Consider the following 21,642-nt stretch of genomic DNA (forward strand, 5'->3'; position numbering starts at 1 on the left):
GCCCCTCATCGTGTACGTCAGGGCTTGCGCGCCCAGGTCCAGGCGTAGCCGTCGTCCTCGCAGGCGGTGCCGGCGTCGCAGAGGTCCAACGGGCGGAACGTGTCCACCATGACCGCCAGCTCGTCGAAGAAGTCCGCCCCGATCGACCGCTCGGCGGCGCCCGGCTGCGGGCCGTGGGTGAAGCCGGACGGGTGCAGCGAGATGGAGCCCTGCTCGATGCCGGAGCCGCGTCGGGCCTCGTAGTTGCCGCCGGTGTAGAACAGCATCTCGTCGGAGTCGACGTTGTGGTGGTTGTACGGCACCGGGATGGCGGCCGGGTGGTAGTCGACCTTGCGCGGCACGAACGAGCAGATCACGAAGTTCGGGCCCTGGAACGTCTGGTGCACCGGCGGCGGCTGGTGGATCCGCCCGGTGATCGGCTCGAAGTCGTGGATGGAGAACGCCCACGGGTACAGGTGCCCGTCCCAGCCCACCACGTCGAACGGGTGGTTGGCGTAGACGTACCTCGTCCAGCCGCGCCGGTGCTTGACCAGCACCTCCACCTCCTCGCCGTCGACGAGCAGCGGGGTGTCCGGTCCCCGGACGTCGCGCTCGCAGTAGGGCGAGTGCTCCAGGAACTGCCCGCGTACGGAGAGGTAGCGCTTGGGCGGGCCGATGTGGCCGGACGCCTCGACGGCGAGCAGCCGGGTCGGCTCGTCGCCGGTGGGCACCAGGCGGTGGATGGTCGAGGTGGGGATGACGACGTAGTCGCCGGCCACCGCGTCGAGCACGCCGAACGGCGACTCCACCCGCAGCGAGCCGGACTCCAGGTAGAGGCAGTGGTCGCCGGTGGCGTCGCGGAACAGCGGCGACGGCCGGTCGGCCAGCACGTACGCGATCCGGACGTCGTCGTTGGCGAGCAGGTACCGCCGGCCGAGCACCGGGTCCGCGCCGCTGCCGTCGAGCTTGTGCGTACGCAGGTGGCGCGGTTTGAGCGGTAGGTTCGGCACCCGGGTGACGGTGGGCGGGGCGAACTCCTCGGCGGCGAGGATCGCGGTCGGCGCGTGCCGGTGGTAGAGCAGCGACGAGTCGGAGGAGAAGCCCTCCTGACCGACCAGCTCCTCGGCGTAGAGCGTGCCGTCGGGCTGCCGGAACTGGGTGTGGCGCTTGCGGGGCACCTCGCCCACGCTGCGGTAGTACGGCATCTCGCCTCCGTTATGTCCCGTTGGCCGGCCGGTGGCGTCCGATAATCGGACGCTGTTGTCCGTTCCTCGTAGCGTCCCGTACATTCTTCTCTCGTGTCAACGCAGGTGCCCCGCCTCCTCGCCGGCCTGGTCGACGACGCCGCGGTCTTTCCGCCCGGCAACGCCGCGCTGCCCGACGCGGTGACCGCGCACCGCCGGCACCGCGACGCCTGGTACGCCGGCCTGGTCGGCCCGCTGCTGCTGCCCGCCTCGGAGATCGAGGACGGCGCGCTGCACGGCCGGGTGGACCCGGCCGAGGGGTTCGTCATCGGGCTCATCGGCGACACCGGCCTCGACCGGCTGCCCGTCGCGCTCGATGCCCTGACACCGGACGGCGTCACCGCCCGGCAGATCGAGGCGCCGGTCGCCAAGCGGGGCGAGGACCCGCAGCCCGGCCTCGCCGAACTGGTCGCGCTCGCCGGGCGGCTCGACGGCACCGCCGTCTACGCGGAGATCCCGCTGACGTTCGGGCTGATGGGCGCGCTGGACGCGCTCGCCGGGGCGCGGGCCGGTGGGCTGCCGGTGGCGGCCAAGTTCCGCACCGGCGGGCTGGCCGCCGAGCTGTTCCCCAGCCCGGTCGAGCTGGCCGCGGTCATCTGCGCCTGCCGGGACCGGAGCCTGCCGTTCAAGCTCACCGCCGGGCTGCACCACGCGATCCGGCACCGCGACCCGGAGACCGGCTTCACGCACCACGGTTTCGTCAACGTGCTGGCCGCCACGCTGGCCGCGGTCGAGGGCGCCGACGTGGACGGCGTGGCCGAGCTGCTGGCCGCCACCGACGCGGTGCGCGTGGTCGAGGCGGCCCGGGCCCGGCGCGAGGCGCAGCGCCCGCTCTGGGTCGGGTACGGCTCGTGCAGCATCGCCGAACCACTGACCGATCTGATCCGGCTGGGGCTGGTGAACGGAGGCTTCGAATCGTGAGCTGGGTTGAGGGGGCGGCGGGTTCGCCGTACGGGGTGACGAACCTGCCGTACGGCGTGTTCCGGCACGGCGACCGCGAGCCGCGCGTCGGCGTCCGCATCGGCGACCTCGTGCTGGATCTGGCCGGCGCGGAGGCCGCCGGTCTGGTGCTGGCCGGCGGTGCGCTGGGCCGGCACACGTTGAACGCGTTCCTGGCGCTCGGCCGGCCGCAGTGGACCGCCGTCCGGGAGCGCGTCACCGAACTGCTCACCGACCCGGCGCACCGGCCGGCGGTGGAGCCGCTGCTGGTGCCGGTCGGTGAGATCGAGCTGCTGCTGCCGTTCGAGGTGGCGGACTACGTCGACTTCTACTCCTCGGAGCACCACGCGTCGAACGTCGGGCAGATTTTCCGGCCCGGTCAGCCGCCGCTGCTGCCGAACTGGAAGCACGTGCCGATCGGCTACCACGGCCGGGCCGGCACGGTGGTCGTCTCCGGCACGCCGGTGGTCCGTCCCACCGGGCAGCGCGCCAGCGCGCAGGGCCCCACCACCGGTGCCTCCGTACGCCTCGACATCGAGGCCGAGGTCGGCTTCGTGGTCGGCGTGCCGAGCCGGCTCGGCGATCCGGTCCCGGTGGCCGACTTCGCCGACCACGTCTTCGGCGTGGTGCTGGTCAACGACTGGTCGGCCCGGGACATCCAGGCCTGGGAGTACCAGCCGCTCGGCCCGTTCCTGGGCAAGTCGTTCGCCACCTCGGTCGCCGGCTGGGTCACCCCGCTGGACGCGCTCGGCGCCGCGTTCGTGCCCGCGCCCGACCAGGACCCGCCGGTGCAGGACTACCTGCGCGACACCCCGCACCTCGGGCTGGATCTGACGCTGGCGGTGGAGTGGAACGGCGAGCGGGTGACCGAGCCGCCGTTCGCCACCATGTACTGGACGCCGGCCCAGCAGCTCGCCCACCTCACCGTCAACGGGGCGTCGCTGCGCACCGGCGACCTCTACGCCTCCGGCACCGTCTCCGGGCCGGAACGCGGCCAGGTCGGCTCGTTCCTGGAACTCACCTGGGGTGGGACCGAGCCGGTGAAGTTCGCCGACGGCAGCGAGCGGACGTTCCTGGCCGACGGCGACACGGTGACGATCACCGCCACCGCGCCCGGACCGGACGGCACCACGATCGCGCTCGGCGAGGTCACCGGGACGGTCCTCCCGGCCCGCTGAGATCCGGCTTTCCGAGCCCACGGCCCCGGTCGCACCCACTGTGCGACCGGGGCCGTTTCCTCGCGCGTTGATCGACGCGGATCGGGTGCGCCCCGGGCGGTGCCGGTCCGGGGCGCACCCAGGAGGAAACACAGGAAGGACCGAGCATGACCGAGCTGATCGGTGCCGTGTGGCGCACCAGCAGCCGTTCCAACGACCAGGGCCTCTGCGTCGAGGTGGCCACGAACGTGGTGGCCGCGTACGGCGTGGTGGGCGTACGCGACTCGAAGGACCCGACCGGTCCGGCGCTCGCGGTGAGCCCGCCGGGGTGGAGCGCGTTCGTCACGGCGTTGCGACGCGACGCCCTCCGCGGCTGACCGACCCCCGGTGCCCCGCACGGGGCACCGGCGGTGGAAATGTCACCGTGGGACTCCCCTGCACCGGTCACGGCCCGTACCGTGGACGACACGGGAGGTGCCATGTCGACGGTGACCGTTTCCGCCTTCATCGAAGCGCAGGATGCCGACCTCTGGCGCCTGCTCACCGACCTCCCGGCACGCGCCGACTGGCTCTCCGCGGTCGGCGCGGTCGAGGTGCTCACCGCCGGTGCGTTCGGGCCCGGCACCACCTGGCGGGAGACCCGTCTCCGGCCGGACGGCGGGGCCGAGCCGGAGGAGTACGAGGTGGTCGAGGCCGTCGCTCCACGCCGCCTGGTGCTCGGCTCGCGCGGGTCCGGCGTCGACTACCGGATCACCTTCACGTTGCGCACGGTCGAGCGGCGGCGGCGCGGCTGCACCGAGGTCACCGTCGAGCAGGAGGCGGCGCCGACCCGGCCGTACGGTCGGGTGCTGGCGCTGATCCTCGGCGGCCTGGCCGCCCGGGCGGTCGAGGGCGCGCTCCGGCGTGACCTGGCCGACCTGGCGCTGGCCGCCGGCCCCACCCGCTCCACCGAGGCCGCCTGAGCCGAGGGCCGGGCGACCGGCTCGCGGTCCGGCCCCGGCCGGTAGGGTGCCGGGGCGGAGGTGGCGGATGGCGAAGGCCGGCAGGCGGCGGGCCGTGGTGGCGCTGGTGGCGGTGCTGGCCGTCGTGGCGTCGGTCGCCGTGGTCGCCCGGGTGCTGGCGCCGGCCGAGGTCGAGACCGTGGCCCGGGACCCGTACCCGCAGGCGCCCGCGCCGACCGCCGGGGTGATCGGGCGGCTGCCGGTGGCGCCGCTGGTCGTGGACGGCCGGCTCCGCGTCTATGCCGGCACCCGCCAGGTGTACGCGGACCAGCCGGTCACCGGCCGGTACCGGGTCACCCCGTTCTGGTCCTACCGCCGGTGGCCGGCGACGCTGGTCGGGGTGCTCGCCGAGGGCACCACGGTGGTCAGCCGCTGGTCCGACGGGAAGCTGGTGGCGCTGGACGCGCGTACCGGGCGGGTGGCGTGGCGGGCCGACGGGCCCGAGCCGGGGTCGGTGCCGAAGCCCCGCCGCACGTTCGCGGCCACGGTCTGGGACCGGGCCGGCCTGCACGTCGCCCGCACCGCCGACGGCCGCGACGTGCTGCTCGCCGCCGGTCCGGGCGCGGTCGGCGGGTACGCCCTGACGGACGGCCGCCGGCTGTGGCGTGCCGACGTCGGCCCGGACTGCCGGGTCGACGTGGGCAGCACCGCGAGCGGCGATCTGGTCGGGGTGGACACCTGCGAAGGACCGGCAGTGGTCGAGCTGCGGGACGCGACGACCGGCGTGGTGCGGACCCGTTGGCGGCCACCGGACGCGCCGGACCGGCTCGTGGTCACGCCGGTCGGTTGCCGCGACCGGCACTCCGGCTGCCGTGGCCTGCGTACCGCCGGGCCGGACGGCGAGCACAGCCGGGGCTGGCTGGTGACGGATCCCGGCGAGCCGACCGCCGCGCCGGGACTGGACGGGCCGGCGTCGGTGCTGGACGGCGAGCGGGTGGTGGACACGTCCGGCGGCGTGGTGACCGGGCGGTCCCCTCGCACCGGTGCGGAGCTGTGGCGCCGGGCCGACATCCACCCGGCCCGGGTGCTGGCGGTCGAGCCGGGACGGGTGCACCTGCTGACCGACCGGCGGGAACTGGTCACGCTGGACCCGCTCACCGGCGCAACCCGGTCGGAGTTCGTGCTGAACGCCGGGCGGGACGGGACCGGCTGGCAGCCGGGGCGGGCGTACGCGGTGAACGGCTACGTCGCGGTGGAGCGGGTGCGGGAGCACGCCTCCCCGGACGACGACGACCAGGGGTGGTTCCTGATGGCCGAGCCGGTGCTGCTCGCCGCCACCTGAGCGGACAGCCGGGTGAGGAGGGGCCCCTTCTCGACGCCAGGCGTCAAGAAGGGGCCCCTCCCTACGCCTCAGGCGAGGGCGGCCTCGGCGGCGGCCAGGAACGCGTCGTTCTCGGTCGGGGTGCCGATGGTGACCCGCACGCCGTCGCCCGGGAACGGCCGCACGATCACGCCGCGCGCCTCGCACGCCTTGCCGAACTCCACCGCCCGCTCGCCCAGCGGCAGCCAGACGAAGTTGGCCTGGCTGTCCGGCACGTCCGGCACGAACTTGCGCAGCGCCTCGGTGACCCGGTCCCGTTCGGCCACCACCAGCGCGCAGCGCCGCTGCACCTCGTCGGCCTGGGCGAGCGCGGCCAGCGCGCCGGCCTGGGCGGCCATGCTGGTGGAGAACGGGGTGACCACCTTGCGGACGGCGGCGGCCACGGCCGGCGCGGCCACCAGCCAGCCGATGCGCAGGCCGGCCAGGCCCCACGCCTTGGACAGCGTGCGCAGCACCGCCACGTTCGGCCGGTCCAGGTAGCTCAGGCCGTCCGGCACCTCGGCGTCGGTGACGAACTCCCGGTACGCCTCGTCGATCACCACGAGCACGTCGTCCGGCACCGCGTCGAGGAAGCGGTCCAGCTCGGCCTTGCGGACCGCCGTACCGGTGGGGTTGTTCGGGTTGCAGACCAGGATCATCCGGGTCCGGTCGGTCACCGCCGCCGCCATCGCCGCGAGGTCGTGCCCGTGGCCGGCGTCGTTCGGCACCCGCACGCTGGTCGCGCCGCTGGTCGCCGCGATGATCGGGTACGCCTCGAACGACCGCCACGAGTAGAGCAGCTCGTCACCGGGCAGGCAGGTGGCCCGGACCAGGTGCTCGGCCAGCGCCACCGAACCGCAGCCGGTGGCGATCCGGTCGGCGTCCACGCCGTAGCGCTCGGCGAGCGCCTGGCGCAGCGCCACCACGCCCATGTCCGGGTAGCGGTGCGAACCGGCGACCGCCTCGGCGACCGCCTCCACCACGCCGGGCAGCGGGCCGTACGGCACCTCGTTGCTGGCCAGCTTGATCGCCTCGGGCAGGCCCAGCTCCCGGGCCAGGTCGGCGGGGCTGCGGCCGGGCACGTAGTTGGGCAGCGCGTCCAGGTCGACGCGGGTGAGCCGCGGCGCAGGCTGGTGACGTCCGGTCTCGGTCATGGGGTGTCTCCCGGGGGGTCGGCGCGGTCGGGCGGGGCGGTACGGGGAGCGGGCCGGTTGCGGGGGAGCTGGACCACCACGGTCTGCGCCCGCTTGTCGTGCAGCGCCTGACGCAGCGGCTGGTCGAACAGGGGCGAGACGGCGTCGACGAGCTGGAGCAGCAGGCCCAGCCCGCAGCAGTACCAGAGCAGCGTGGGCATACCGAGCGTGCTCCAGCGCCGGAAGGCCCGGCCGAAGCCGAGCGGCTGGTCCGCCTCGACCGGCAGCGCGCGTACGCCGGCCACCCGCTTGCCGAACGTCTGCCCGCGCGCCGCCATCGACGGCACCTCGTACGCGAACCAGAGCGCGGTGGCGATCAGCAGGATGACGACCTGCAACCCGCCGGCCTGGTCGTCGATCTGGGGCAGCCCCTCGGTGGAGGTGTCGCCGTTCAACGCCCGACGCATCGTCTCCCGCAGGTAGGGCTCGATCGCCTCGAAGTAGCGCCAGACGAACCAGCCGTTGACCAGCACGTTGAGCAGGAACACCACACCGAGGTCGATGAGGCGGGCGACCAGCCGGGCACCGTACGAGGCGAGCGGCAGCCCGTGCGGGCGCGGCGCCGGCGGCCGGCCCGGCCACTGCGGGTACGGCCAGCCCGGCGGCGGCCCCTGCTGCCCCGGCTGGCCGGGGTGTCCCGGCCACGCTCCAGACTGGCCCGGCTGTCCGGGCTGCCCCGGCCATGGTCCGGCCTGGCCCGGCTGTCCGGGCTGCCCCCACCCGGGGGTGGGCTGCCCCGACGGGACCGGTCCGGCCGGCTGACCGGTGGGGCCACCCGCCGCGCCGGAGGCCGGCCGGTTGGCGGCGGAGCCGTTGCCCGGCGCGGCGGCCGGCTCGGGCTCGGCGGGCGGTGGACCGTCGGGCGGGGTGACGTCGACCGGGATCGGCGCACCGATCCAGCCCGCCCCGTCCCACCAGCGGCGGGTCTCCGGTTCGGCGGGGTCGACGTACCAGCCAGGTTCCAGACTCACGGTGCCCCTTCAGTTCGCGACTGCGGGGCTCGCAGGCCCGGCTCGCTCCTCACGCTCACAGGGCTCCCCTCAGTTCGCGACTGCGGGGCTCGCAGGCCCGGCTCGCTCCTCACGCTCACGGTGCCACCTTAACGACGACCGTGCCGGCGGCCTTGTCGTGCAGGCACTGCTGCCAGGGCTTGTCCCAGAGCTGCCAGAGGCCGTCGAGGTAGTTGAGGAACGGCACCAGCGAGGCGGCGACGAACTCGACCAGGTAGCGCTTGCCGAGCATGCCGCGGGTCAGCGTGGCGTCGGGACGCGCCGGGACGATCCGCAGCTTCATCACCTTCTTGCCGAGCGTCTGCCCGGTCCGGCGGGCGTACTCGACGTGGTAGAGCCAGTAGAAGACCAGCAGCAGAACGAACAGCCCCAACTCGGCCAGGAGCACCGGCAGGAGGAAGTCGCCGAAGATGACCAAGGGGTCGGGCTCGGCCACGGTGCCGTCCGGGCCGGGCGCCGGCATCCGGTCGATCATGCGGAGGACGAGCCAGATGAAGACCGGGGCGAAGAGCACCATCGCCACCGCGGTGGCGACCGCCGTGTCGATCAGCCACGCCACCAGCCGCTCGCCGAACGCGGCCAGCGGTTGGCCGTTCGGGGCCAGGGCCGGTGGCACGAACGCGGCGTGCGGGGCGTACCCGGGTGGGGGCGGCGGGTAGCCGGGGAGCGGCGGGTACGTCTGCGGGATGGGCTGTGCGGGCACCGCCGGGCCGCTGGGCGGCGCGAAGCCGCCGCCCACGGGCGGGGGCCCGGCGGGCGGCGGCGTCGTGTTCGGGGGAGGCTGGGTCACGCGGACAGTGTCACAGATTGCCGCGCTTCTCCTGCTCCCGCTCGATCGCCTCGAACAGGGCCTTGAAGTTGCCCTTGCCGAAGCCGAGGGAGCCGTGCCGCTCGATCAGCTCGAAGAAGACGGTCGGGCGGTCCTGCACCGGCTTGGTGAAGATCTGGAGCAGGTAGCCGTCCTCGTCCCGGTCCACCAGGATCTTGCGGGACTGGAGCTCCTCGATCGGCACCCGCACGTTGCCGATGCGGGCGCGCAGCTCCGGGTCCTGGTAGTAGGAGTCCGGGGTGTCCAGGAACTCGACGCCGGCCGCCCGCATGGCGTCCACGCTGGCCAGGATGTCGTTGGTGGCCACCGCGACGTGCTGGGCGCCGGGGCCCTGGTAGAACTCCAGGTACTCGTCGATCTGCGACTTCTTGCGGGCCACCGCCGGCTCGTTGAGCGGGAACTTCACCTTGCGGGTGCCGCTCGCCACCACCTTGCTCATCAGCGCGGAGTAGTCGGTGGCGATGTCGTCGCCGATGAACTCGGCCATGTTGCTGAAGCCCATGACCCGCTTGTAGAACTCGACCCACTCGTCCATCCGGCCCAGCTCCACGTTGCCGACCACGTGGTCGACGGCCTGGAAGAAGCGCTTCGGCTGGAGGCCGGCGTCGATCATCGGCTGGCGGTCCACGATCGGGGCGCGGGCCACGAAGCCGGGCAGGAACGGCCCGGTGTAGCGGGACCGGTCGATCAGCGTGTGCCGGGTGTCGCCGTACGCGCCGATGGCCGCCATCCGGACGGTGCCGTGCTCGTCGCTGACGTCGTGCGGGTCCAGCAGCCCGGTCGCGCCCTGGGCGGTGGCGTGCGCGTACGCGGCGTCCACGTCCGGCACCTCCAGCGCGATGTCGGAGATGCCGTCGCTGTGCTTCGCCACGTGCGCCTCGCCGTCCGCGCCCGGGCGGACCACGCCGGTCAGCACGAACCGGGCGGAACCGCTGGTCAGCACGTACTGCGCGTGGTCGCGGTAGCCCTGCTCCGGGCCCCGGTACGCCACGCAGGTCATGCCGTAGGCGGTGGAGTAGTAGTGCGCCGCCTGCTTGGCGTTGCCGACCAGGAAGTGCAGGTGGTCGAGGCCCTTGACCGGGAACGGGTCCCGGCTGATGTCGTGGTCGACGGCGCCGACGAGCACGTCGGCGTCGACCTCCTCGGTCAACTGGGGTCGGTCGATCGCCTGGGTCATGGTGGCCTCCCTCGCGTACCGGCCGGCCTCGTGGGCCGCCGTGGATGTGCTTGCGGCGAGCATCTCCGGACCGCCTCCAGTTGGGCAATAGTTGGCGATGTTCCTGGTCAGGTTGCGCATTCGGTACCGTGAACCACCATGAACACTGGTCAGGATGTACAGCTCGACGAGTTGGACGCGCGCTTGATCGAACTGCTCGCGGAGGAACCCCGGATCGGGGTGCTGGAGTGCTCCCGCCGGCTCGGCGTGGCCCGCGGCACCGTGCAGGCCCGGCTCGACAAGCTGGTCGGCCGCGGCGTGGTGGGCGGGTTCGGGCCGGAGATCTCCCCGGCCGCGATCGGGTTCGGGGTGACCAGCTTCGTCACCCTGGAGATCAGCCAGCGGCACGGCCACGACCAGGTCACCGCGCACCTGGCCGCCATCCCGGAGGTGCTGGAGGCGCACACCATCACCGGCTCCAGCGACCTGCTCTGCCGCATCGTGGCCCGGTCGAACACCGACCTCCAGCGGGTCATCGACCAGATCGTCGCCTCGGACGCCATCCGGCGGGCCTCCACCATCATCGCGTTGGCCGAGCAGATCCCCTACCGCACGCTCCCGCTGGTCCGCTCCGCCGCCCGCGGCGGCCATTAACACCTCGGGCCGGCAAGAAGCGGCGCGACACGCCCCGCACGGAGCCCGGGGAACGGTGATCGTCGCTACCGTGTCCGGTGTGAAGGGCCTAGGCGTACGCGGCTGGTTGCTGCTCGGGCTCATCACCGTGGTCGTCCTCGCCGCCACCGGCGTCTGGAATCCCTTCCCCCGGCTGTGGGACTGGGTCGACCGGAGCAAGCCGATCTCCGAGCCGGACGTGGTCTGGCAGCAACGCGTCGGCGGCACCCCGCGCAGCGTCACCATCGCCGGCGACACCGTGATCGTCGAGCAGCGCACCCGGATCGAGTCGCGCAAGCTCGCCGACGGCAGCCAGCTCTGGGAGCGCAAGGCCGACTGGTCGGCGGTGGCCGGCAACGGCCGGGAGTCGGTCGTCGCCGTGGGCAAGCTGCTCGACAAGGGGTACGAGGTGCTCGACCCGGCCACCGGCGTGACCCGCCGGCGCGACGGTCGCGCGATTGCCGTCTGGACGTACCGGAACCTGCTGCTCGACGCGTACTGCGTGCAGGCCACCGACTGCACGCTGCGGGCCTGGGAGCCGCGCGGCACCGCTCCGCTGTGGACCGCGTTCCTGCCCGGCGTGCACAGCGGGGTGCTCGCCGACAACCCGGAGCTGCTCGGCACGCGTCGGCTGGGCGCGAACCGGATCGACGGCGGGGTGGCCGGGCCGGAGTCGGTCCCGCCGCTGCTCGGCTTCCCGGTCGACGGCCGGGTGCACGTGGTGGACACCGCCACCGGCCGGGTGCTCCAGAACGTCCAGCCCGGTCGGGAGGAGCGGCTGGCGGTGGTCGGCGGCCGGCTGCTCCGGATCGCGGCCACCTCCCGCGACGGGAGCTGCTATTTCGTCATCACCGCCGTCGACCCGGCCACCGGCCAGCAGGTGTGGCGACGGGCCGGGGTCAACCTGCGGACCGCGGACGCCGCCGGCTGCGTGCAGCGGGAGGACCCGCAGGGCGCCCGCAACGTGCTCATCGGGGTGGCCCCGGACGGTCGCGAGGCGGTGCTCGACGGCTACGACGGCCGGCTGCTCCAGGTCGGCGCGGAGGGCGAGAAGCTGCTCGCCGTCGACGACCGGTACGCGGTGGTGCGCAGCGCCGACAAGGACTCGCTGCTCGGCCGCGAGCTGTCCGCCGACCGGACCCGGTGGACGCGGCCGGCCGGCGGCCGGAGCGGCGCGGCGCTCACCCCGTACGCGGTGGTGATCACGGAGGAGAAGCCGTCCCGGCTGATCGCGGTCGAGCCGCGCGGCGGCCGGGTGCTGGCCGAGCTGCGCACCTCGGCGAACGCGTTGGCGGTCGGCCCGAACGGCATGATCGTCGGGGAGGGGCGGGAGATCGGGTACGTCCGCTGGGGCACCGGTGGCGCCGGTGCGCCGCCGGCCGACCAGGGTGCCGTACCGGCGCCCGACCCCGGTGACACCTGGCGTCCCCCGAACGACCGGGGCGACTGCGGGCCGAAGAAGGAACTCTGCGCCGACGGGAAGTGACGCCGGGTGAGATAGGCGTCCCAGGACCTACCGGCGGGTGTCACCGATCGACCGCTCTGCCCTAGGCTTTTCGGTCATGAGCAGTGCTGCCGCCTTCTCGTACGCGCCCCTCCTGCCGACCGGCCCCGACCAGACCGAATATCGCCTGGTCACCGACGAGGGCGTGGACGTCGTCAACGGCCCGGGTGGCCGCCGCTTCCTCACCGTGGAACCGGCCGCGCTGACCGCGTTGACCGCCGAGGCCATGCACGACGTCGCCCATTTCCTGCGCCCGGCCCACCTGGCCCAGCTCCGGTCGATCATCGACGACCCGGCGGCCTCGCCGAACGACCGGTTCGTCGCGCTCGACCTGCTGCGCAACGCCAACATCGCGGCCGGTGGCGTGCTGCCGATGTGCCAGGACACCGGCACCGCGATCGTGATGGGCAAGCGTGGCCGGCACGTGCTCACCGACGGCACCGACGCGGAGGCGATCTCGCGCGGCGTCTACCAGGCGTACACGAAGCTGAACCTGCGTTACTCGCAGCTCGCGCCGCTGACCATGTGGGACGAGCGGAACACCGGCAGCAACCTGCCGGCCCAGGTGGAGCTCTACGCCGAGGACCCGGACGGCCACCCGGACGCGTACAAGTTCCTGTTCATGGCCAAGGGTGGGGGCTCGGCCAACAAGTCCTACCTCTACCAGGAGACCAAGGCGCTGTTGAATCCGACGCGGATGATGCAGTTCCTGGAGGAGAAGCTGCGGCTGATCGGCACCGCGGCCTGCCCGCCCTACCACCTGGCCATCGTCATCGGCGGCACCTCCGCGGAATACGCGTTGAAGACCGCCAAGTACGCCTCCGCGAAGTACCTCGACGCGCTGCCGACGCAGGGCTCGATGAGCGCGCACGGTTTCCGTGACCTGGAGCTGGAGGCGGAGGTGCTGGAGCTGACCCGCAACTTCGGCATCGGCGCGCAGTTCGGTGGGCGTTACTTCTGCCACGACGTGCGGGTGGTCCGGCTGCCCCGGCACGGCGCGTCCTGCCCGGTCGCCATCGCGGTCTCCTGCTCCGCCGACCGGCAGGCGGTTGCCAAGATCACCCCGTCGGGTGTGTGGCTGGAGCGCCTCGAAACCGACCCGGCCCGCTACCTGCCCGACGTCACCGACGAGACGCTGGACACCGAGACCGTCGTCCGGGTGGACCTGAACCGGCCGATGGACGAGATCCGCGCCGAGCTGTCGAAGTACCCGGTGAAGACCCGGCTCTCGCTCACCGGCCCGCTCGTGGTGGCCCGGGACATCGCGCACGCGAAGATCGCCGAGCGGCTGGACGCCGGCGAGCCGATGCCGCAATATCTGCGCGACCACGCGGTCTACTACGCCGGCCCGGCCAAGACCCCCGAGGGCTACGCCTCCGGCTCGTTCGGCCCCACCACGGCCGGCCGGATGGACGCCTACGTGGAGAAGTTCCAGGCGGCCGGCGGCTCGATGGTGATGCTGGCCAAGGGCAACCGGTCCGCCCAGGTCACCCGCTCCTGCCACACCCACGGCGGGTTCTACCTCGGCTCGATCGGCGGCCCGGCGGCCCGGCTGGCCCAGGACTGCATCAAGCACGTCGAGGTGCTCGAATACCCGGAGCTGGGCATGGAGGCGGTCTGGCGGATCGAGGTGGAGGACTTCCCGGCCTTCATCGTGGTCGACGACAAGGGCAGCGACTTCTTCGCCGAGGTCACCAAGCCGGTGCTCACCGTCGGCCGCCGCTGAGAAATTTAAGTTCTCAGGAATCTTTGGCGTTTTGATGCTTGGTGGAGTTTCCCCCTTCTCGTAGCCTGATCGGGCTGACGAGGAGGGCCACATGCCATCGATCGACATAGACGAAGAAACCGACCGTTACTTGGCGTTCGCCGCCGACATCGCGGGGCTGACCAAAGGGCAGGTCGTGGCACGCCTGGTCCGGGAGGCGAGAGCGCGCGCCGAGGCGCGGGCAGGCGAAACGAGTGCCGCTGACGAGCCCTCGGCCGTTCAGGTATATGCCGACTACGCCGGGCATCGCACCTTCGCGTCGTTCGTTCCGGGGCCGGGGCGCATCGAGATCACCTCAGGTCCGCTGGCCGGAAGCGTCTTCAAGACGCCGAGCCAGGCGGCCCGGGAGATTGTCAAGCACTACAACCCCGAGGTGAGCCCGCACCGCAACGGTTGGAGCTTCTTCCTCATCGCGGAGACCGCTGCGCCGCTTCAGACGCTGCGGCATCGGTGAGGTGAGAGGTGGGGCCACACATCTTCGTGGACGAGACCAAGGAACGCGGCCTGATACTCGCGGCAGCCGTCCTCGATCGGCACCGGGTGACTGCGGCCCGTCAGGTCGTATCCGGGCTCACGCTGCGCGGTCAACGCAGCATCCACTTCTGCAAGGAGCGACCTGAACGGCGGCGGGAGATCCTCGTGGCGTTCCGCAAGCTCGGCGCGGCAGTCGTGCTCTACGACGCATCGAGTCACCGCGACCATCGTGCCGCCCGGGAAGCGTGCCTCCGGGCGTTGATCGCCGACGCCGCCAAGGCCGGTGCCGAGCGTCTGGTGTTGGAGTTGGACGACTCCCGGCGGGTGGCCGACGTGCGCACGCTCAACCATGAGCTACGGCTGGCCGGGGTGGCCGAACAGTTGCGGTACGACCACTTGCGGGCCCATGAGGACCACCTGCTCGCGCTCCCCGACGCGATTGCCTGGTCGTGGGCCAGAGGCGGCGAGTGGAAGGCGATGGTGCGCCCGATGGTGGACGAGGTGCGACCGGTGGACGGCTGAAACGCGAGACCCGGCCCACCCACCGTCCGGAAGGCTGCCGGGTCCACTTCCAGAAGCTACTGCTCCTGGCGACTGCGATACTACCCGCTTCGACGGGCCTGGTTCCACCTTCCGACATCGGTGCGCTCGCCCGACCTCGCGGCCGGACGGGCGCACCGCCCCCGTCGGATGTCGTCACCGACAACCCGTGACGAGTCTGTACGGCGTCGCTGTCGATCCTCTATCAGATCGCTATCGCCTCCACGCGTCGTACGGTTACCACCGGGTTACGCTGCTCTAAGTGCACAAAGGGCGTACGGGGGCGGCGCATGCGGTTCGGGATCCTGGGACCTCTGCGGGTAGGCGGCGGCGAAGCCACCGTCACCGCAGGTCGGGACCGGACCGTGCTCGCCCTCCTGCTGCTGCGCGCCGGCCGTGTGGTGCCGTTCGACGAGCTGATCGACGCCGTCTGGGAGGAGCGTCCCCCGGCCACCGCCCGGGCCCAGCTCCAGATCTGCGTGTCGCGACTACGACAGCGCCTCGCGGTGCTGGGGCTGCCGCCGGACGTCATCGTCACCGATCCGTCCGGCTACGGCGTCCGCACCGCACCGGACGACCTCGACGCCGACATCTTCGGCCGGACTGTCGACGCCGCGCGGGCCGCGGTCGCCGCCGGGCAGTCCGAGGAGGCGCGACGTCACTACCGGGCCGCGTTGGCCCTCTGGCGGGGTCCGGCACTCAGCGGCATCCCCAGCCGGAGCGTACGCCGGCGGGCGCAGGCCCTCGACGAGCAGCGGCTGGCCGCGTTGGAGGAGCGCGTCGAGATCGAGCTGCGACTGCGACCGGCGACCGACCTCGTCGACGAGCTGGCCGAGAGCGTCGAGCGGAACCCGCTGCGGGAGCGGCTGCGCGGCCAGCTCATGCGCGCCCTCGCCGCGGTGGGCCGGCAGGCCGACGCGCTCGCCGTCTACCGCGAGGGCCGCCGCCTGTACGCCGAGGAGCTGGGCATCGAGCCCGGTCCGGAGTTGCAGGACCTGCACCAGCGGGTGCTCGCCGGCGACCTGGCCCTGGGTGTCGCGGAGCACCGGTCCACGGTGCCGGTCCGTTCGCTGCCGCGGGCGATCAGTGACTTCACCGGCCGTCAGCAGACCGTGGTCCGGCTGGTGAAGGAGATCGGGGAGGACCGGGTCCGGGTCCAGCTCATCGATGGCATGGCCGGCAGCGGCAAGACCACGCTGGCGGTGCACCTGGCTGCCGCCCTCGGTGACCGCTACCCGGACGCGCATCTCTTCGTCGACCTGCACGGGCACAGCGAGCGCATGCCGCTGACCCCCGCGGCGGCGGTGGCGGTCCTGCTGCGCCAGCTCGGGGTGCCGCCGGAACGGATGCCGCTGGACCTGGCGGACCGGTTGACGCTGTGGCGTACCGAGCTGGCCGGCCGCCGCGCGCTCGTGGTGCTCGACAACGCGGCCGACAGCGCGCAGGTCACGCCGCTGTTGCCGAACGGCCCGGACTGCCTCGTCCTCATCACGAGCCGCCGCCGGCTGGTCGGGTTGGACGAGGGACGCCCGTCGTCCCTGCCCGTGCTCGACCCGGAGGAGGCGGTGGAGCTGCTCGGCCGGATCGGCGGCCGGGACCGGGTCGCCGCCGAACCGGAGGCGGCTGCCGAGGTGGCGCGGCGCTGCGGGCACCTGCCGCTGGCCCTGCGGCTGGCGGCGGCCCGGCTGGCGCACCGGCCCCGCTGGCGGGTCGCGGACCTGGCCGAACGGCTCGCCACCAGCCCGGACCCGCTGGCCGAGCTGGCCGCCGGGGAGCGTTCCGTCGGGCAGGCGTTCGCGCTCTCGTACGCCCAGGTGTCGCCCTCGGCGCAGCGGATGCTGCGGCTGCTCGGTCTGCCGCCGGGGGGCGGTTTCGACAACCGGGTGGCCGCCGCGCTGGCCGACGCACCCCTGGCCGAGGCGCAGGACCTGCTCGACGAGCTGGTGGACGCGCACCTGGTGGAGGAGGCCGAGCCGGGCCGCTACCGGCTGCACGACCTGATCCGCGAGTACGCCCGGACGCTGATCGCCGAGCCGGACCGGGCCGCGGAGCGCCGGACGGCCCTGGAACGGCTGCTGGACCATCACCTCGACGTGGCCACGGCCATCGCCCGGACGATCGAGTCGGCGGGCAGCCTGCGGTCCCTGCCCGCCAACCCACCGCGCCGGCCCGATCTGGTCGCCGCCACGCTCCCGCAGGGCCGGGCCTGGTTCGACGAGCACACGGCGCTGTTGACCGCGCTGGTCCAGCTCGCCGAGGCGGAGGGTTTCCTGCGGCACTGCTGGCAGCTCACCCGGGCCTGCTGGCGAGCCAACTTCGACAGTGGACACCTGGACGACCTGTTGGAGACGCACCGCGTCGGCCTGCGCGCGGCCGAGGCGCTCGGTGACGAGGCGGCGGTGGGCACGATCTACAACTACCTCTCCTCGGTCTACTACCGGCAGGCCCGGTTTCCCGAGGCCATCCGGTTGATGCGGCAGGCCCTCGACATCCGTCGCCGGCTCGGGCTCCGCGACGAGATGCGGACGTCGTTGTGGAACCTCGGCGTGTCCTACTCGGCGAACGGGGATCACCAGCAGGGGATGGAGTGCCTCGACTCCGCGATGCGGATGATCCGCGGCGCCGACCACACGGCGGAGCTGGCCAACCTGATCAACAACGTGGCCTACGCGCTGCTGTCGGCCGGCCGCCACGCGGAGGCGCTGCGCCTCAGCCGGTCCCACCTGGTGCTGGCGCGGCAGAACGGGGATTTCCGGCAGTTGGCGAACGCGGTCGCGCACACCGGCATGATCCGGCACCGGATGGGCGACCTGGAGCCGGCGCAACGGCTGCTGCGGGTCGCCCTGCGCCTCAAGAAGAAGTACGTCGGCAGGTACGGCGAGGCGGAGGTGCTCAACGAGATGGGCGCCCTCCAGCGGCGGGTCGGTCGGCCCGAGCGGGCGGCCGACCTGCACCGGGAGGCGCTGGTGGTGGTGACCGATTCCGGCGACCGGATCGGTCAGGGCGCCTCGCGCAACCTGCTCGCCCAGGCGCTGCTCGACCAGGGTGACGTGGCCAGCGCGCTCGACCTGCACCGCCGGGTGCTCGCCGACGCCACCCGGCTCGGCGCCCGCTACGAGCAGGCCCGTGCGCTGGACGGCATGGCCCGGTGCCTGCGCGACACGGACGCCGAGCAGGCCCGCCGGTACGCCGGCCGGGCGCTGGTGTTGTTCCGTCAGATCGAGTCCCCGGACCAGCGGGCGACCGAGGAACTGTTGGCCGAGCTGGGTTGAGGCCCGCGCCGCTTTCCCTGCGTACCGGCGGGCGGCGCGGCAGGATGGTACGCGTGACGACTCCAGAGGCGACCGGTTACCGGATCGAACGTGACTCGATGGGCGAGGTGGAGGTGCCCGCCGAGGCGCTGTGGCGGGCGCAGACCCAGCGCGCGGTGCAGAACTTCCCGATCTCGGGTCGCGGGCTCGAACCGGCCCAGATCAAGGCGCTGGCCCAGATCAAGGGTGCGGCTGCCCAGGTCAACGGCGAGTTGGGCGTGATCGACGCGGACGTGGCCGAGGCGATCGCCACGGCCGCCGCGCACGTCGCCGCCGGGGGCTACGACGACCAGTTCCCGGTGGACGTGTTCCAGACCGGCTCCGGCACGTCGTCCAACATGAACACCAACGAGGTGATCGCGTCGCTGGCGAGCCGCGAGTTGGGCCGTGACGTGCACCCGAACGACCACGTGAACGCATCGCAGTCCAGCAACGACGTGTTCCCGACCTCGATCCACCTGGCCGCCACCCAGTTCGTGGTGGAGGATCTGCTCCCGTCCTTGACGCAGCTCGCCATGGCGTTGGAGGCGAAGGCGGCCGAGTTCTCCACCGTGGTCAAGGCGGGCCGGACGCACCTGATGGACGCCACCCCGGTCACGCTCGGGCAGGAGTTCGGCGGCTACGCCGCGCAGGTCCGCTACGGCGTCGAGCGGTTGGAGGCGGCGCTGCCCCGGCTGGCCGAGTTGCCGCTGGGCGGCACCGCGGTGGGCACCGGCATCAACACCCCGCTCGGTTTCGCGGGCAAGGTGATCGGGCGGCTGCGGGACTCGACCGGCCTGCCGCTGTCCGAGGCACGCAACCACTTCGAGGCGCAGGGTGCGCGGGACGCGCTGGTGGAGACGTCCGGGCAGCTCCGCACCGTCGCGGTCGGCCTCTACAAGATCGCCAACGACGTACGCTGGATGGGTTCCGGCCCTCGCGCGGGCCTGCGCGAGCTGCGCATTCCCGACCTCCAGCCCGGCTCGTCGATCATGCCGGGCAAGGTCAACCCGGTGGTGGCCGAGGCGATGCGCCAGGTCTGCGCGCAGGTGATCGGCAACGACGCGGCGGTGGCCTTCGCCGGCTCGCAGGGCGACTTCGAGCTGAACGTGATGCTTCCGGTCATGGGCCGCAACCTGCTGGAGTCGATCAAGCTGATCGCCGCCTCCAGCCGGCTCTTCGCCGAGCGCCTGGTGGCCGGCCTGGTCGCCGACGCCGAGGTCTGCCTGGCGTACGCGGAGGGCTCGCCGTCGATCGTCACCCCGCTCAACCGCCATCTCGGGTACGACGAGGCCGCCTCGATCGCGAAGGAGGCGCTGGCCAAGCAGGTCTCCATCCGCGAGGTGGTGATCTCGCGCGGGCACGTCGAGTCGGGCACGCTCACCGAGACCCAGTTGGACGAGGCGCTGGACCTGCTCCGGATGACGCACCCCTGAGGTCAGGGCAGGGCCCGTCGTCGCGCCCAGCCGAGGAGGCGGGCGAGCAGGGCGGCCGGGTCGAGCCGTTCGACCGGGTGCAGCCGGTGCAGGTCGGCGGTCGCGCCGCCGGGCCGGTAATCACCTCGACCGCCACCCGGCTGGCCGGATGCGACGTGGCGTGTCTTCCGGTCATGCGGTGGTCACGTGTTCATGGCAGGGTGCAGGCATGACCAGCTACGGGGGACGACACGTCCCGAGAGACAGGTGGGTGCCGGTCGAGCGGCGATGGCTCGGTCTGGACCGGCGTACTCTGCTCCCCGCTCTGGTCGTGCTGGTCATTGCCATCGTGCTGCGGACGGTCCTACCGGCGATCGACCAGGCCGTCCCGGTCGATAACGTGATCAAGGCCGGTGAGCGGATCAACCTTGACGGTGGGCTCACCGTCGCGGCGCCGGCCGGGTGGGAGTTGACCGACGGCATTCTGGTCGGCGCGAACAGGGTGGAGCCCGGGGCCGGCTCACCATCTGCGGCATTCACGCAGGGCGGCGTCAACGTCCAGATTCGGGTGGCGCCCTTCGCCGGCGGCCCGGACGCCCTGCTGGATCAGGTCAGCCGCAATGACGCCGAGTCCGACCGTCCCGAGTTCACCGTCACCGGCACGCGGGCCACGTTGAGCGCCGCCGGCGGCCTGACCGGCGTCGCCGAGAACTACACCACCGCCTCCGATGACGGCATCCTGGCCGCCTACACCGTTCCGGACGGCCGTGGCGTCGTCATCGAGGTCGTCGGGACCCGCAGCCAGCTCGCCGCCAATGCCGCGCCGATCAACGCCATGCTGCGCAGCGTCGACTTCCAGGAGCAGTCGTGACCACTTCTGACGCGGCGCAGAACGACCGCGCCACCGCTCTACGGGCATCCGGCTGGGGCGAACCGTTCCGCCTGGTGCAGGTTCGCAACCTGTGTTTCTGGGTCTTCGCGCTGGGCGTCGTCAGCGGCGCTTACACGCTGATCCACTACTTCGGGTCCGGCCTTGCCGCGTACGGTGTGGGGCTGGGTGTCGGGGTCATCGCCTTCGCCCTCTACGTCATTCCGTGGCTCATTCTGCTGGCCTATCACAACCGATACACCCGGTTGCCCGGCAAGCTACTGCTGACCGCGTTCGTCTGGGGGGCGCTCGGCGCCGCGTTCTGGATCGCGCTGGCCGCCAACGGTGCGATCCTTTCGCTGTACGGCAAGCTCTTCGGTCAGGCCTGGGTCAGCGACTGGGGTGCCGGGCTGACTGCGCCGTTCACCGAGGAGACCAGTAAGGCCCTCGCGCTCGTCCTTCTCATCGGCCTCGCCCCGCGGTTGGTGCGCAGCCCGTTCGACGGTCTGATCATCGGCGCGTACGCCGGCCTCGGCTTTCAGATCATCGAAGATGTCCTCTACGCATACAACGCCGCCGTCGCCGCGTTCGGCGTCGACCAGGTCGGCGTCGCCTGGCGGATCGTGCTGGTGCGGAGCCTCTCCGGGCTGTTCGCGCATGTCCTGTTCAGTGCGGTTTTCTGCTCCGGCCTGATGTGGCTTCTCGGCCGCGGACAGCGCCCGCATCGCCTCCGCGGCGCACTGCTGATGATCGGCGCGATGATCGCCCACGGCCTCTGGGACAACATGGGCGCGCTGGGCTACAAGCTGTCCGACGGTTTCGGCGTTCCACTGCTGTTGTTCGTCGTCCTGCCGGTCGTTGACCTGCTTCTGCTCTGGCTGGCGTTCCGCCTGGCCGTGCCACAGGAACAGGCCTGGCTCCGTGCCATTCTGGCACCCGAAACCGCATCCGGACTGCTCACCGAAGATGAAGTGACTGCCGCTGCCGGGGGGTGGCTCACCCGCCGGCGCTACCGGAAGGCACAGCACGGCCACGGGGAGAGGGTGCGTGCCAAGCACCTTCTGACTGCCGCGAACGACCTGGCCCAGGAATTGGCCGGCCGTGACGAGGCTGGCATCGAGCACGCCCGGTCCGAGATCACCCGTCTACGCGCCCGACCCGCGGACGGCTGACCGCGCCTGAGCAGAAAGGACCCGGCCGGGCCGGTGCTCACCTTCGACGCGTACCCCTGGCGGGCTTCCTGGCCGCGCCACCGCGGCGGTAATTGCCTCGCCGGGGGCGGCGGGTCGGCGGGATGATCCGACCC

General features: G+C 72.6%; 19 protein-coding genes. 14 read left to right on the plus strand and 5 right to left on the minus strand.

All coding sequences use genetic code 11. The features are described 5' to 3' along the window. Positions 1-17 precede the first annotated feature (17 nt). Positions 18-1,184 carry a homogentisate 1,2-dioxygenase gene (locus tag VKK44_RS30770; protein WP_343444695.1) on the minus strand — a complete coding sequence of 389 codons (1,167 nt, stop codon included), beginning with the start codon at positions 1,182-1,184 and terminating at the stop codon, positions 18-20. Positions 1,185-1,277: 93 nt separating this feature from the next. Here VKK44_RS30770 and VKK44_RS30775 point away from each other — a divergent pair, with 93 nt between their 5' ends. From VKK44_RS30775 to VKK44_RS30795, 5 genes are all read left to right on the plus strand, one after another. Continuing rightward, the gene (locus VKK44_RS30775) at positions 1,278-2,144 is read left to right on the plus strand and encodes a hypothetical protein (RefSeq protein ID WP_343444697.1); all 867 of its coding nucleotides are present in this window, start codon (positions 1,278-1,280) and stop codon (positions 2,142-2,144) included. Next, positions 2,141-3,340: a fumarylacetoacetase gene (gene fahA / locus VKK44_RS30780; RefSeq protein ID WP_343444698.1), complete on the plus strand. Its 1,200-nt coding sequence runs from the start codon at positions 2,141-2,143 to the stop codon at positions 3,338-3,340. The genes VKK44_RS30775 and fahA overlap by 4 nt, the downstream gene beginning before the upstream one ends. A gap of 146 nt (positions 3,341-3,486) precedes the next feature. Then, positions 3,487-3,696, plus strand: a complete 210-nt coding sequence (locus tag VKK44_RS30785; protein ID WP_343444699.1) for a DUF397 domain-containing protein — start codon at positions 3,487-3,489, stop codon at positions 3,694-3,696. A 102-nt stretch (positions 3,697-3,798) separates the two neighbouring features. After that, complete coding sequence (locus VKK44_RS30790; protein WP_343444701.1) at positions 3,799-4,281, plus strand: SRPBCC family protein; 483 nt, start codon at positions 3,799-3,801, stop codon at positions 4,279-4,281. Between the two features lie 67 nt (positions 4,282-4,348). Further along, positions 4,349-5,602 (plus strand): outer membrane protein assembly factor BamB family protein, encoded by a 1,254-nt coding sequence (locus VKK44_RS30795; RefSeq protein ID WP_343444702.1) that lies wholly within the window; start codon positions 4,349-4,351, stop codon positions 5,600-5,602. 68 nt (positions 5,603-5,670) lie between these two features. On the opposite strand, the gene hisC is transcribed toward VKK44_RS30795, so the two are convergent. The 4 genes from hisC to hppD form a co-directional block, all read right to left on the minus strand. After that, positions 5,671-6,774 (minus strand): histidinol-phosphate transaminase, encoded by a 1,104-nt coding sequence (hisC, locus tag VKK44_RS30800; protein WP_343444703.1) that lies wholly within the window; start codon positions 6,772-6,774, stop codon positions 5,671-5,673. Next, positions 6,771-7,784 carry an RDD family protein gene (locus VKK44_RS30805; RefSeq protein WP_343444704.1) on the minus strand — a complete coding sequence of 338 codons (1,014 nt, stop codon included), beginning with the start codon at positions 7,782-7,784 and terminating at the stop codon, positions 6,771-6,773. The genes hisC and VKK44_RS30805 overlap by 4 nt, the downstream gene beginning before the upstream one ends. Before the next feature lie 115 nt (positions 7,785-7,899). Continuing rightward, positions 7,900-8,613, minus strand: coding sequence for an RDD family protein (locus VKK44_RS30810; RefSeq protein WP_343444706.1), 714 nt, complete (start codon positions 8,611-8,613; stop codon positions 7,900-7,902). A gap of 10 nt (positions 8,614-8,623) precedes the next feature. Next, positions 8,624-9,829, minus strand: coding sequence for a 4-hydroxyphenylpyruvate dioxygenase (hppD, locus tag VKK44_RS30815; RefSeq protein WP_343444707.1), 1,206 nt, complete (start codon positions 9,827-9,829; stop codon positions 8,624-8,626). Positions 9,830-9,967: 138 nt separating this feature from the next. Here hppD and VKK44_RS30820 point away from each other — a divergent pair, with 138 nt between their 5' ends. The 9 genes from VKK44_RS30820 to VKK44_RS30860 all read left to right on the plus strand — a co-directional run bounded on the left by VKK44_RS30820 (position 9,968) and on the right by VKK44_RS30860 (position 21,508). Then, a complete protein-coding gene (locus tag VKK44_RS30820) occupies positions 9,968-10,462 on the plus strand; it encodes an Lrp/AsnC family transcriptional regulator (RefSeq protein WP_343444708.1) in 495 nt (164 codons plus the stop codon). A 70-nt stretch (positions 10,463-10,532) separates the two neighbouring features. Beyond that, positions 10,533-11,966 carry an outer membrane protein assembly factor BamB family protein gene (locus tag VKK44_RS30825; protein WP_458351586.1) on the plus strand — a complete coding sequence of 478 codons (1,434 nt, stop codon included), beginning with the start codon at positions 10,533-10,535 and terminating at the stop codon, positions 11,964-11,966. A gap of 76 nt (positions 11,967-12,042) precedes the next feature. After that, entirely contained in the window at positions 12,043-13,710 is a 1,668-nt protein-coding gene (locus VKK44_RS30830; protein WP_343444709.1) for a fumarate hydratase, read from the plus strand. 91 nt (positions 13,711-13,801) lie between these two features. Continuing rightward, complete coding sequence (locus VKK44_RS30835) at positions 13,802-14,203, plus strand: hypothetical protein (RefSeq protein ID WP_343444710.1); 402 nt, start codon at positions 13,802-13,804, stop codon at positions 14,201-14,203. A gap of 8 nt (positions 14,204-14,211) precedes the next feature. After that, the gene (locus VKK44_RS30840; RefSeq protein ID WP_343444711.1) at positions 14,212-14,745 is read left to right on the plus strand and encodes a hypothetical protein; all 534 of its coding nucleotides are present in this window, start codon (positions 14,212-14,214) and stop codon (positions 14,743-14,745) included. Positions 14,746-15,053: 308 nt separating this feature from the next. After that, on the plus strand, positions 15,054-18,035 hold the full coding sequence (locus VKK44_RS30845) for an AfsR/SARP family transcriptional regulator (RefSeq protein WP_343444712.1): 2,982 nt from the start codon (positions 15,054-15,056) through the stop codon (positions 18,033-18,035). Between the two features lie 44 nt (positions 18,036-18,079). Next, a complete protein-coding gene (locus VKK44_RS30850; protein WP_343444714.1) occupies positions 18,080-19,489 on the plus strand; it encodes a class II fumarate hydratase in 1,410 nt (469 codons plus the stop codon). A 250-nt stretch (positions 19,490-19,739) separates the two neighbouring features. Next, positions 19,740-20,339, plus strand: a complete 600-nt coding sequence (locus VKK44_RS30855; RefSeq protein ID WP_343444715.1) for a hypothetical protein — start codon at positions 19,740-19,742, stop codon at positions 20,337-20,339. Beyond that, positions 20,336-21,508 (plus strand): PrsW family intramembrane metalloprotease, encoded by a 1,173-nt coding sequence (locus VKK44_RS30860; protein ID WP_343444716.1) that lies wholly within the window; start codon positions 20,336-20,338, stop codon positions 21,506-21,508. Before VKK44_RS30855 ends, VKK44_RS30860 begins: the two co-directional genes overlap by 4 nt. The last annotated feature ends 134 nt before the right edge of the window (positions 21,509-21,642 follow it).

It is taken from the genome of Micromonospora sp. DSM 45708 (genome assembly GCF_039566955.1).
Lineage (GTDB): Bacteria > Actinomycetota > Actinomycetes > Mycobacteriales > Micromonosporaceae > Micromonospora.